This is a genomic window from Streptomyces sp. NPDC050548 (assembly GCF_044457385.1).
Taxonomy (GTDB): domain Bacteria; phylum Actinomycetota; class Actinomycetes; order Streptomycetales; family Streptomycetaceae; genus Streptomyces.
This window is the reverse complement of record NZ_JBITGV010000023.1, coordinates 1-12,244: the sequence shown is the minus strand read 5'-3', so window position 1 is coordinate 12,244 and position 12,244 is coordinate 1. Positions and strand designations below refer to the sequence as shown.

The 12,244-nt window shown below is 70.4% G+C and carries 12 protein-coding genes; 9 read left to right on the top strand and 3 right to left on the bottom strand.

Features of this window, described 5'->3' with window-relative positions; genetic code table 11:
- The first annotated feature begins 49 nt into the window (after positions 1–49).
- Positions 50–556 (top strand): hypothetical protein, encoded by a 507-nt coding sequence (locus ACIBJH_RS41610; protein ID WP_399122150.1) that lies wholly within the window; start codon positions 50–52, stop codon positions 554–556.
- Positions 557–1,821: 1,265 nt separating this feature from the next.
- Positions 1,822–4,611 (top strand): AAA family ATPase, encoded by a 2,790-nt coding sequence (locus tag ACIBJH_RS41605; RefSeq protein ID WP_399122149.1) that lies wholly within the window; start codon positions 1,822–1,824, stop codon positions 4,609–4,611.
- A 64-nt stretch (positions 4,612–4,675) separates the two neighbouring features.
- On the opposite strand, the gene ACIBJH_RS41600 is transcribed toward ACIBJH_RS41605, so the two are convergent.
- The 3 genes from ACIBJH_RS41600 to ACIBJH_RS41590 form a co-directional block, all read right to left on the bottom strand.
- The gene (locus ACIBJH_RS41600) at positions 4,676–5,662 is read right to left on the bottom strand and encodes a zinc-dependent alcohol dehydrogenase family protein (RefSeq protein ID WP_399122254.1); all 987 of its coding nucleotides are present in this window, start codon (positions 5,660–5,662) and stop codon (positions 4,676–4,678) included.
- 203 nt (positions 5,663–5,865) lie between these two features.
- Positions 5,866–6,156, bottom strand: coding sequence for a YciI family protein (locus ACIBJH_RS41595; protein WP_399122148.1), 291 nt, complete (start codon positions 6,154–6,156; stop codon positions 5,866–5,868).
- Between the two features lie 57 nt (positions 6,157–6,213).
- Positions 6,214–6,621, bottom strand: coding sequence for a nuclear transport factor 2 family protein (locus tag ACIBJH_RS41590; RefSeq protein ID WP_327402296.1), 408 nt, complete (start codon positions 6,619–6,621; stop codon positions 6,214–6,216).
- Between the two features lie 344 nt (positions 6,622–6,965).
- Between ACIBJH_RS41590 and ACIBJH_RS41585 the strand changes: the two genes are divergently transcribed.
- The 7 genes from ACIBJH_RS41585 to ACIBJH_RS41555 form a co-directional block, all read left to right on the top strand.
- On the top strand, positions 6,966–7,268 hold the full coding sequence (locus ACIBJH_RS41585; RefSeq protein ID WP_019064730.1) for a tautomerase family protein: 303 nt from the start codon (positions 6,966–6,968) through the stop codon (positions 7,266–7,268).
- Between the two features lie 47 nt (positions 7,269–7,315).
- Entirely contained in the window at positions 7,316–7,750 is a 435-nt protein-coding gene (locus tag ACIBJH_RS41580; protein ID WP_399122147.1) for a heme-binding protein, read from the top strand.
- Positions 7,751–7,804: 54 nt separating this feature from the next.
- Positions 7,805–8,638, top strand: a complete 834-nt coding sequence (locus ACIBJH_RS41575) for an alpha/beta fold hydrolase (protein WP_399122146.1) — start codon at positions 7,805–7,807, stop codon at positions 8,636–8,638.
- A gap of 103 nt (positions 8,639–8,741) precedes the next feature.
- The gene (locus ACIBJH_RS41570; RefSeq protein WP_327402299.1) at positions 8,742–9,020 is read left to right on the top strand and encodes a WhiB family transcriptional regulator; all 279 of its coding nucleotides are present in this window, start codon (positions 8,742–8,744) and stop codon (positions 9,018–9,020) included.
- Positions 9,021–9,078: 58 nt separating this feature from the next.
- Positions 9,079–9,948 (top strand): aldo/keto reductase, encoded by an 870-nt coding sequence (locus tag ACIBJH_RS41565; protein ID WP_399122145.1) that lies wholly within the window; start codon positions 9,079–9,081, stop codon positions 9,946–9,948.
- A 209-nt stretch (positions 9,949–10,157) separates the two neighbouring features.
- The gene (locus ACIBJH_RS41560; RefSeq protein WP_399122144.1) at positions 10,158–10,985 is read left to right on the top strand and encodes an alpha/beta fold hydrolase; all 828 of its coding nucleotides are present in this window, start codon (positions 10,158–10,160) and stop codon (positions 10,983–10,985) included.
- 87 nt (positions 10,986–11,072) lie between these two features.
- On the top strand, positions 11,073–12,244 hold a 1,172-nt coding region (locus tag ACIBJH_RS41555; RefSeq protein WP_399122143.1), incomplete at its 3' end, for an AAA family ATPase.

The following is a 12,244-nucleotide window of genomic DNA, read 5'->3' as shown; positions in this document are numbered from 1 at the left end:
ACACAACACCCGGGACCTCAACCCACTGAACCGAAACGGAGAAATCACCATGCCTGGAAAGATCAAGTCCACGTGCGTCAAGGCACTGGCAACAGCGACGCTGGCGTCGGCAGTACTGGCCTCGGCTACGCCTGCACACGCGGACGACGGGATCAAGTGCGCCGCGTTCAAGGGACAAGGCAAGGCGGCAGTCGCCGGCTGCATCAGCACCGATCTGGAGAATGTCGGGGCTCCCGGCGCCTACCGAGTGATCGCCAAGGCGTACGTGAAGCTCGACAGCAGCGCGGCCAACACACGCTCCTTCCGCTACCAGGTTCAGTACCACCGCAAGCCCATGGGAGGAGACTGGCTGCCTTGGGTAACCGTGGCGGACAACGCGAAGTCGGTACCGGCCGGGCAGACCGTGGGCCCGGTCCACGTGAACACGAGCTCCGCCCCTGCCCTCGGCTGCGGAGCAACCGGCCAGTTCTGGGCAGTTCAGGCGAGGGTTTCCTACGCCGGGTCGGGCGGGTGGAGCGGCTGGTCACACATCTACACCGGCGACTGCGACACCTGATCCGTGTATACGGTGCCCGGCTGATCCAAGTCGACTGATCTGAGTCGGCAAGGTCGCACATCCAGATAGACGACGTCACCAGTCGCCGCCCTCCTCACCCGATGGCGGCGGCTGGGCCGTGAACAAGGGTGCCCCGGGGAGAAGCGGGTGGGAGCTGATGCACACACCCCTCAGTCGCGAGCTGTTGGCTGAGCAGCGCCTGCCGTCCTCGCCGGTGCCGGGTCCTAGATTTCGCGACGGACATCGGTCCGCGTGCCACCGGGGTGTTGTCGAATAGTCACAAGAACAAAGCCTCAATCAGCCCCCGCCATCGCTGCCCCGGCCCGCCACCCCGCACCGACTTTGCACAGATGGCCACCCCTCGGCCACCCCACCCTTTGCAGACACTGACCGGCCACTCAGCATTGCACAAGGAAGTAGCAGGTCAACGGCACTATCGTGCACCACAAGCACGCCACCACTTCCGGAGCGTGAAACCTATAACCTACGCATTCCATGCACAGGCGGCCGAAGCGATACGTGCACACATTCCAAGGTCAAGAAAACAAAGAAACCGCAGGTCAGAGGCATGACCTGCGGTTTCCCTTGGAGCCGCCTTCGGGATTCGAACCCGAGACCTACGCATTACGAGACCATGAGCGATCGTGTCGTCCTGTGATTCGTCGTGCCGCGTGGTGACGTTGTGCCTGATCAGAGCATGCGTGGCAGGTTGACCCGTACCGCCTGATGCCGCGCCGTCCAAAGGCGTCCGGCCACCGGCTGGCCACCGGGAGGGCCCTTGCTGGTGACGGGAAGCAGGTTCACCGAGATTGTCGACCTTCGACAACCCCTTCGCACACATGCCGGATGTCCCGCAGGTCGCTCCAGAGAGGCCCCCATTTCAGCGATCTCGGTCACGGTTCCCGTGACGGCCCGTCCACGATGCAGGGTCTTGAGGAGAGACCAGTCTCGGTCGCTGGGACCTTCGGACGACCCCGTTGGCCGGGGCATGCGTCAGGCGGTTCAGGACCTACCGGACACTGCTTGGGCCAAATCACCCGCTTCCCCGACCCCGCGGACAGAAGGACTGTGCGGCGCGCCGTCGCATAGGGTTGGCACAACCAAGGGGGATTTCGAACACGGCGGATGGTCATGCAGCGGTCGCGACGGCGAGGCGCCCTGGTCGCGTCTCGTCCAGGACCTGCGCACGGTGCGCTTACGCAACCTCCTTGCGCTTCCGTGAGGTGACCGACAGCAGGTTTCACACGGCAAGAGGAGCCATCCCGATGACCGCGGAGCGAGAAAGGCCCGAACACCGCCGGGCCGCGTCCGGCCTGACGGGACGTGCCGGCGAGCTGGACCTCATCAAGGCCGTCGTCGAGGACACCGGTAAGTCGGGCGGCTCGCTCACACTCTTCGGCGAACCCGGAGTGGGCAAGTCCGCATTGCTCGACGCAGCCGCCGATCTTGCCCTGGAGAACGGCATGCGGACGCTGCGGGCGGCCGGGGCCGAGTTCGAGGCCAACATCGCGTTCGCGGGGCTCAACCAACTCCTGGTGCCGCTGGCTCCGATGTTCCCTCGGCTCGACTCGTCCCACGAGAGCGCCCTGCGGGTGGCGCTGGGCTTCGGCGACGGTCCGACTCCCTCGCGTCTCCTGATCGCGACGGCAACACTGTCGCTGCTCCTGCTCGCCGCGCAGGATCAACCGTTGGTGGTCATCGTCGACGACACCCAGTGGCTCGACGACGCGAGCGCCGACGTGCTGGCGTTCGTGGCCCGACGGGTCGCCGACACCGCGGTGCGTGTCCTGACGGCGGTCCGCACCACCGGGCAGCCGCCGGCCGGTGACGGGAGCAGCCTCACCGTCCGCTCCCTCGACGATGCGGCGGCCGAGTCGCTGCTGATCGGGCGCTACCCGGATCTGGCCGGGCCCGTGCGCCGGCGCATCGCCACCGAGGCGCAGGGGAACCCGCTCGCCCTGGTCGAGCTGCCGGCCATGCTGACCCCGGACCGGTACCCGACCGCCGATGCCCTGCCCGCCGTACTGCCGTTGACCGAGCGGCTCAGCCGGACGTTCACCTCCCGCATCTCCGCACTCGCGCCCGAGACCCGGGACCTGCTGTTGCTGCTGGCTCTGGACGGTTCGGGGCGGGCGCTGTCCGACGAGGGTGTGGTGGGCTCCGGTGCCGCGGCCCAGCTGGATATCGCCGAACACGAACGCATCGTCGTGGTCGACCGGCAGCACACGGTGGTCTTCCGCCACCCGCTGGTGCGCTCCGCGGTGGTCGAACTGGCCGGGCCCGAGGCCCGGCGCAGAGCCCACCGGGCGCTCGCCAAAGGCCGGGCGCTGGATCCGGGGCACCGAGCCTGGCACCTGGCGGACGCCTCCTTCGGTCCCGACGAGGAGGTGGCCAGCCTGCTGCAACGCGAGGCGATCCAGGCCCTCAAGCGCGGGGACCCGACGGCCGCGGTGGCGGCGATGACCCGCTCGGCGGACCTGAGTCCGGACCTTCAGCAGCGCTCGCAGCGGCTGGCGGCGACCGCGTACTTCGCCGCAGAGGTCCTGGGCGACCTGCGGTCGGTGTCGAGCCTGCTGAGCGATGCCCGGCGGGTGCACGCGGGCGTGGGCTCGCTGGCCGCCGCCTCCGCGGCGGCCTCACTGCTGCTGTACTCCGACGGGGACGTCATCTCCGCGTACCGGGTGATCAGCGCCGCGCTGCGGGCCCCGGACGTCGAGCCCGCCGCGGAGGAGGTCAACTCGGCGATCTGGATCCTGTCGCTGACCGTCGCCCTCAACGGGCGCAAGGAGATGTGGGACTCCTACCGCGAGCTGGTGGAGCGGTACCGCGACCTGCTGCCCGAGTCCGTGCTGATCCGCTCCGAGATCGCCACCAACCCCGCCACCGCCTCGCCCGAGGCACTGGCCACCCTCGACCGGCAGATCGCCGCCCTGGCCACCGAGCGCGACCCCGGGCAGATCATCCGCGTCGCCTACGTCGCCAACGACGTCGACCGCCTCGCCGACCTGCGCGAACCGCTCCTGCGGGTGTGGCGCGAAGGCAGGCAGGCGGGTGCCGTCGCCTCGGTGACCAACGCGCTGATGCTGTTGTGCGGGGAGAGCTACCTGGCCGGGCGCTGGGACGACACGATGCGCTTCGCCGAGGAGGGCCTGGAACTTGTCGAGGCCTACGGATACCTGGAGTTCGTCTGGTACCTGAAGTACAGCAAGGCCCTGGCCGCCGCCGCACTGGGCCAACAGGATGTGGCGGAGGAGCCGTTGGAGTGGATGCTGTCCTGGTCGCTCCCGCGCCAGGCCTTCATCGTGCCGCAGCACGTGTACCGCGTGCGGACGCTCGCCGCCATCGGCCGCTGCGACTACGAAACCGCGTACACCGAGGCGGTCAGGATCAGCCCGCACGGCGTGGAAGGCGGCACCGCCCAGCAGTTGCAGCTGTTCGTGGCCTACGACCTGGTCGAGGCGGCCGTACGGACCGGCCGCACCGAACAGGCCCGGGAATTCGTCGACGCGATGCTGCGCATGGGCATCGCGAAGATCTCCTCCCGCTGGGCGCTGCTCGTGGCGGGGGCCCAGGGGCTGGTGTCCGAGGGCGAGGTGGCGAGCGCCCACTTCGAGCGGGCCCTTGCGGCGGCGCCCGAGGAGCTGTGGCCCTTCGAGCGTGCGCGGGTGCTGCTGGCGTACGGCGAGCACCTGCGCCGGGAGCGGGCCGCCGTCGAGTCACGGGTGCAACTGGTCGCGGCGCTGGGGCTGTTCGACCGGTTGCGGGCCGCGCCGTGGGCCGAGCGCGCCAGGAACGAGATGAGGGCCACCGGCCTGTCGCGCCGCCCGGCCGACGTGAGCCAGGTCCAACTCACCCCGCAGGAGCTGCAGATCGCCACGCTCGCGGCATCGGGACTGACGAACAAGGCGATCGGGGAACGGCTGCACCTGTCCGCGCGCACCGTCAGCGGGCACCTGTACAACGTGTTCCCCAAGCTCGGCGTCACCGCCCGCGCCGGCCTGCGCGACGCGCTCACCAAACTGGGCGAGCCACACGACGGTCCGGAGTTTCCGTAGCCAGGGAGAACGGCGAGGAGCCCGGCGGCGCGGTGGTCGCGCTGCCGGGCTCCTCGCCGTCGGGTCAGGGCTCGATGTCGACGACGATCTTGGCGTGGGCCGAGCCGTCCTCGACGGCCGCGTGGGCCTCGGCGACCGTGTCCAGGGTGTAGCGGCGGGGGTCCAGCAGTGGCTTGAGCAGGCCCGCGTCGGCCAGGGCGGCGGCTTCGCGCAGGATCTCGCCGTGGTGCTCGCGGCCCTTGCCGGTGAGCATGGGCAGCAGGGTGAAGACCCCGGAGTAGGTGGCGCCGCGGAAGGAGAGCGGGGCCAGGCTGTGGCTGCCCCAGCCCAGGGCGCTCAGGACGTGGCCGGTGTAAGTGCGCACCGCGGCAAAGGAGTTGTCGAGGACGGCGCCTCCGACGGTGTCGAAGACGATATCGAAGCCCTCGCCGCCGGTGTGGGCGGCGACGTACTCTTCCACCTCGGTGGTGGCGTAGTCGATCGCGGTGGCGCCGAGCCCACGGACGGTCTCGGCGTGGGCGGCCGAGGCGGTGGCGAAGACCTCGGCGCCGCGGGCACGGGCGATCTGCACCGCGACGTGGCCGATGCCGCCTGCTCCGCCATGTACCAGGACCTTGTGCCCGGCGCCGACCTTGGCCCGGTCCACGAGTCCCTCCCATGCGGTGACGACCGACAGCGGCAGCGCCGCGGCCTGCCGCATGGTCAGAGCGGCGGGCTTGTGGGTGAGCAGGCGGGCGTCGGCGGCGGCGTACTGCGCCAGTGATCCCTGGAGGTCGCCGACGCCGCCGCTCAGCCCGTACACCTCGTCGCCGACGGCGAAGCCGGTCACCTGCGGCCCGACCTCCTCGACCGTGCCTGCCAGGTCCAGGCCCAGCACCGCGGGCAGGACAGCACGGGCGTGGGCGGCCTGACCGGCGCGGATCTTGGTGTCCAGAGGGTTCACGCCGCTGGCAGCGATCTTGACCAGGACCTGGCCGGTGCCGGGCACCGGTGTGGCGATGTCGGCCAGTTCCAGCGGGGTGGCGAATTGTCTGAGCACGGTTGCGCGCATGGTCACTGTCTTTCGGTGGGTCGGGGTGGTGGCCGCCGTCATGCGGGGCGGTGGAGCTGGGGTCGGGGTCGCCGGGTCGAGGACCGCTGCCGTGAAGGCGGCGGGGTTCTCGTGGGGGAGGTTGTGCCCTGCGTGCGGCACCCGGCGGTGGGTGCGCGGGGTGCCGAGCCCGGCAGATTCCGCGCACGTCATCGCCGCGGGGATCACGGCTGGAGCAGCCACTGGGCCTCGGCGCTCGCGCGTGAGGGGCGCCAGTCGATGACCGTGTGCGTGGCCACCTCGGCGATGCCGAACGGGTCCAGGGCCAGGACGCGGCCCAGTGCCTCGCGGTCGGCGGCCCGGGCCAGGACGACGCCGCCCGTCCTGGGGTCCTGGCGGCCCGAGGCGAGAAAGTGGCCGGCCGCGTAGTTCTCCTCCAGCCAGGCGTTGTGGGCCTCCAGGTGGCGGTCGATCTCTTCGAGCGGCGCGGTGTAGTTCAGGATCACGATGAACATGGCGGGCACTTCCGATCTTCGGAGGAGCGGTCAAGGGGTGGGGTGCGGCGGCGGGGGTCAGGCAGGCTGGACCCGGGCCCAGAAGTCGTTGAACTCGACGCTGTCGAAGAACGCGACAGCGCTCACGATCCGCTGGTCACGCATCGTCAGGAACCAGGCGTAGGTGTTGTCGTAGCGCGACCCGTCCCGCACCGTCGCGCTCGCGTCGAACAGGGCGACCACGGTGTCTCCGTCGGCGTACAGCGCGCGGACGGACGGCACCAGCGGGCTGCTCATCCGGGCGTTGAACGGGGCGATGACCGTGCTGATGAACGCCTCGCGGGTGGGGTAGGTGCCGGAGGCGACGCTGTTGCCGACGATGGTCCAGTCGGCGTCCTCGGCCAGCAGGTCGAACACTCCGCCAGTACCGGCGGCCCAGGCGTCGAACGCCTCCGCGACCAGCTGCTTGTTGGTTTTCTCGGACATGGGGTTTCTCGTTTCATCGGTGGGGGATTCGGCGGCTGCGCCGTCCCTACCCATGGTCGTCGCCGCCCCACGGCCGGGCATGAGTCATCCGACCCGGGTTTCACCGACCCCGGCCCACCTGGGCGGATACGGGCACCGGCCCGGTGCGCTCGTCACCGGTACCCGGCGCACCCGGTGCGGGGGTGTCGCCGTAGGCCGCGCGGCTCCGACACGAGGGCGGCGCCGCGCAAAGACCCTTCGCAGTCAGGTCGGATGACTGGTGCGGCGGGTGGGGCCCCGGGGCGACGCTTCAGTTGTCCCCGCCGCTCGGCAGGGACAACGCATCCCACCCCAAGGAGCACCCCATGCCGTTCGTCAACGTCAAGCTCGTCGACGGAGTGTTCACCACCCAGGAGAAGCACGACATGGCCGCCGCCCTCACCGAGGTCATGGTCAAGTTCGAGGGATCCGAGGCCTTCCGCGAGATCGTCTGGGTCCTCATCGAGGAACTGCACACCGACGGCTGGCACATCGGCGGCAAGCCCTTCGCCGGCCCCGCCACCCTCCTCGACACCCTCGGCCGCTCCGCCGCCACCTACCAGACCATCGACGGTCACCCCGTCACCCGCCCCGACCTCGCCAAGGCCGCCCCCTACCAGGAGAAGTGACACCACCCGGCACGACCTGAAGAGGCACCACCTGAAGAGGAACGGCCATGCCCATCACGCAGATCTCGCCCGTCATCCTCACCCTGGACGACGCGGCCACGGCCACCGCCGCAGGCGTCCACAAGGCCACTGAGCTCGGGGTCCCGTACACCTTCACGGTCCTCGACGGCGGCGGCAACACCGTGCTGGTGACCCGGATGGACGGCGCGGCGCTCGCCTCCATCGACACCTCCCAGGCCAAGGCCCGCACCTCCGTGTACTTCGGCGCCGCGACCGCGGACCTGGCCCCCGCCGTGCAGTCCGGCGCCCCGCTCTCCTCGATCCAGACCGCCACCACGCTCCCGCTGGCCTTCGTCGCCGGCGGCGTCCCGATCACCGACGCCCGCGGAGTCGTCGTCGGGGCGCTGGGCGCCGGCGGCGGATCACCCGCGCAGGACCACGAGGTCGCCGCCTTCGCGGTCCAGGCCCTGCGCCGCCGCTGAACCGGCACCCCTCCCCTCCCCTCATCTTTCTCCACCCACACAGGAAGCGAAGCCATGCCCTACATCACCGTCGCCAAGGAAAACACCACCGACGTCGACCTGTACTACGAGGACCACGGCGAGGGCTCGCCCGTCGTGCTGATCCACGGCTACCCGCTCGACGGCAAGTCCTGGGAGCTGCAGATCCCGGCGCTCCTCAAGGCCGGACACCGTGTCATCACCTACGACCGCCGGGGCTTCGGCCAGTCCAGCCAGCCCACCACCGGCTACGACTTCGACACCTTCGCCAACGACCTCGACGTACTGCTCGACGTGCTGCGGCTCAAGGACGTCGCCCTGGTCGGCTTCTCGATGGGTACCGGCGAGATAGGCCGCTACATCGGCACCCATGGCACCGACAACCTGCGCAAGGTCGCGTTCCTGGCACCCATCGAACCGTTCCTGCTGCAGACCCCCGACAACCCCACCGGCCTGCCCGCCGCCGTGTTCGACGGGATCGTCTCCGCCGCGGAGAAGGACCGGTACGCCTGGTTCACCAGCTTCTTCGACGACTTCTACAACCTCGACGTGAACCTCGGCACCCGCATCAGCGAGCAGGCGGTGCGCGGCAGTTGGGTCACCGCCACGCGCATGTCGCCGTTCGCGTCCTCGGCCGTGGTGCCCAGCTGGCACACCGACATGCGCGCCGACATCGCGAAGATCGACGTACCGGCGCTCATCCTTCAGGGCACCGCCGACCGGATCCTGCCGATCGACGCCACCGGCCGCCAGTTCACCAAGGCGGTGCCCGACGCGCAGTACGTCGAGATCGACGACGCCCCTCACGGGCTGCTGTGGACCCACGCGGACCAGGTCAACGCGGCGCTCGTCGAGTTCCTCGCTTCGTAGTCGTCACGCGGGCGGGCGGGAGCCCGGCCATTGCCAACTCCCGCCCGCCCGCGTACCACCCGCCCCGCCCGCCACTCCTATTTCCGCGGAGAAGAAATCAACCATGAACGCCAGTCCCCTCGTCCCCCTGCTCGACGCCTGGCAATGGCAGGCAGACGCCGCCTGCCAGGGCATGGCATCGGCCGTGTTCTTCTCGCCTCCCGGCGAACGCGGCCACCGCCGGCGCAGGCGCGAACAGCGCGCCGTAGAAGTCTGCCGGGCCTGCCCGGTCCTCGACAGGTGCGCCGCGTTCGCGCTGAGCACCCGTCAGCCGTACGGAATCTGGGGCGGCCTGACCGAACACCAGCGTGACATCCCACGCCCCGAGTCGAGGGCCGCGTGAACGCGGCCGCCCCGCCCGAAGTTTTAGACGAACCCTTATTCGATAAGGAAGGCAGACCATGTCACAGGAAACCGCACGTCCCGCCGACTCCTCCGGGGTCTACCGCCTCGGCGGCGACCTGCCCGTCAACCGGCTCGGCTACGGCGCGATGCAGTTGACGGGCCCCGGAGTGTGGGGCGACCCCAAGGACCCCGAGGAGGCCGTGCGCGTGCTGCGCCGGGCCGCCGAGCTGGGCGTGAACTTCTTCGACACCGCCGACTCCTACGGCCCGTTCGTCAGCGAGCAGCTCATCCGCAAGGCCCTGCACCCGTACTCCCAGCACCTGGTGATCGCCACCAAGGGCGGGCTCTCCCGCTCGGGCCCAGGCGACTGGCGCGCGCTCGGCCGCCCCGAGTACCTACGTCAGCAGACCGAGCTGAGCCTGCGGCACCTGGGCGTGGAGCGGATCGACCTCTACCAGCTGCACCGCGTCGACCCCAAGGTCCCGCTGGCCGACCAGGTCGGTGAGCTGCTCCTGCTGCAGCAGGAGGGCAAGATCCGCCATATCGGCCTGTCGCAGGTGACCGTGGAGCAGATCGAGGAAGCCCGGAAGATCGCGGACATCGTCTCCGTGCAGAACCTGTACAACCTGGCCGATCGCGGTGCCGAGGACGTCCTGGAGTACGCCGAGCGGGAAAACCTGGGCTTCATCCCGTGGTTCCCGATGGCCACCGGCCAGCTCGCGCGCCCGGGCGGCCCGCTGGACACGCTCGCCAAGGAGCACGGCGCGAGCCCCTCCCAGCTGGCCCTGGCCTGGCTGCTGCGGCGCTCCCCAGTGATGCTGCCCATCCCCGGTACCTCCCGCGTGGCCCACCTGGAGGAGAACACCCAGGCCGCACAGGTCACCTTGACCGACGCCCAGTTCCAGGCACTCAGCCAGGCCGTCTGACCAGCGCCCCGGCCCTGGCGGGCCCAGCGCACTCCCCTCCCCGCAGCCACCCCCTGGGCCGGGTCGCACGAGCCTCCGGCCCAGGGGGTTCCACACGCAAGCGACTGCATGGCTCGGCCGACCTGCTGGACCTCGTCCTGACAGCCCATGGAGCACCGCCTGCCCTGGCTTCCCGCTCACCCGCTCACCCCCACCCAAGGAGATCCACCATGCCCATCCCCCGCCCCCGGCTGCGCACCCTTCTCATCACCGCCGCTGTCACAGCTTCGGCCAGCCTGTCCCTGATCCCGTTGGCCTCCGCCCACACCAGCCGCGCCGCCCCCAAGCCCACGGTGGTACTGGTCCACGGCGCCTTCGCCGACGCTTCCAGCTGGAACGGCGTGGTCGAGCGCCTGCAGCGCGACGGCTATCCGGTCATCGCTCCGGCCAACCCCTTGCGCGGCCTGGCCGAGGACTCCACCTACGTCGCCAGCGTCCTGGCCAGTGTCAAGGGTCCGGTCATCCTGGTGGGCCACTCCTACGGCGGCGCCGTCATCTCCCAGGCAGCCGCCGGCGACCCCCAGGTCAAGGCCCTCGTTTACATCGCCGCGCTCGTCCCGGACAAGGGCGAGAAACTGAGCGCGCTGTCGGACAAGTTCCCCGGCACCAACGAACTGGCCCCCGCCCTGCGCCCGGTGCCCTTCAGCAACTCCGACGGCACCGGCGGCTCGGACCTGTACGTCGACCCCACCCGCTTCCGGGCCGTGTTCGCGGCCGACCTGCCCGCTTCCCAGACCGTCGTGATGGGCGCCGAACAGCGCCCCGTCGCCGCCGCCGCGTTCGCCTCCTCGGCCACGGCCGCCGCCTGGCGCACCATCCCCTCCTGGGCCCTGGTCGCCCGGCAGGACGAGGCGCTGGGCGCACCGCTGGAGCGATTCGAGGCCCGGCGCGCCCACGCGCACACCGTCGAGATCAACAGCTCCCACGTCGCGATGATCTCCCACCCCGGCACCGTCACCCACCTCATCGAGGACGCCGCCACGACAACGGCCCGCTAGAGAATCGGTCCCCTGGAGAAGGGCAAGACGCAGTGCGGTGCGGCGTCGAATAGAGTCGGGACTGACAGGAGAAAGAGGCGCCTCCTCATGAGCGCAGAGCACCTGGGCACCGAAGGCCAGGGCGTCGCGACCGGCCTGACCGGCCGGTCCAGCGAACTGGACCTCATCCGAGCGGTGATCGACGACACCGCCCGGCTCGGCGGCTCGCTGACCCTGTTCGGAGATCCCGGTGTGGGAAAGTCCGCCCTGCTCGACGCCGCCGCCGATCTCGCCGGCGCCCGGGGTATGAGGACGCTGCGGGCGGCCGGCGCCCAGTTCGAGGCCAATATCGCGTTCGCCGGCCTCAACCAGCTGCTGGTGCCGCTGGTCCCGCTGTTCGCGGAACTCGGCCCGGACCACGAGAGCGCTCTGCGGGTGGCACTGGGCTTCGGCGAGGGCGCGACGCCCTCACGCATCCTCATCTCGACCGCAGCTCTGTCACTGCTCCTGCTCGCCGCAGAGGAACAACCGCTGGTCGCCATCATCGACGACGCCCAGTGGCTCGACGACGCCAGCGCCGACGTCCTGTCCTTCGTGGCCCGGCGGGTCGCCGGAACCCGGGTACGGGTGCTCTCGACCGTCCGTACGACCGGAGAGCCGCTGCGCGCTCGCGGCGACGTCAACAGCCTCACCATGCGTTCCCTGGACGACGCCGAGTCCGAGGCCCTCCTCCTCGCCCGCTACCCGGACCTGGCCGAACACGTACGCCGGCGCATCGTCTCCGAGGCCCAGGGGAACCCCCTCGCCCTCGTCGAACTGCCCGCGACGCTGGCCTCGGACCGCTACCCCACGGCGGACATGCTGCCCGCCGTGCTGCCACTGACCGAACGGCTCACCCGGATCTTCACCGCCCGGATCGCCGCGCTCGCACCGGAGACCCGGGACCTGCTCCTGCTGCTCGCCCTGGACGGTTCGGGCCAGGCACTGTCCGCCGAGAGCGTCGTGGGACCCGATGCCGCCGACCACTTCGACATCGCCGAACGCGAGCGCATCATCGTCGTCGACAGCCGCCACTCGATCGTCTTCCGCCACCCACTGGTGCGCTCCGCCGTCGTAGAACTGGCCCGGCCCGAGCAACGGCGCAAGGCCCACCGGGCACTCGCCGGCTGCCGACGCGCCGATCCCGGACGCCGCGCCTGGCACCTCGCCGATGCCTCCTTCGGCCCCGACGAGGAGGTGGCCACCCTCCTCCAGAACGAGGCGATCCAGGCACTCAAACG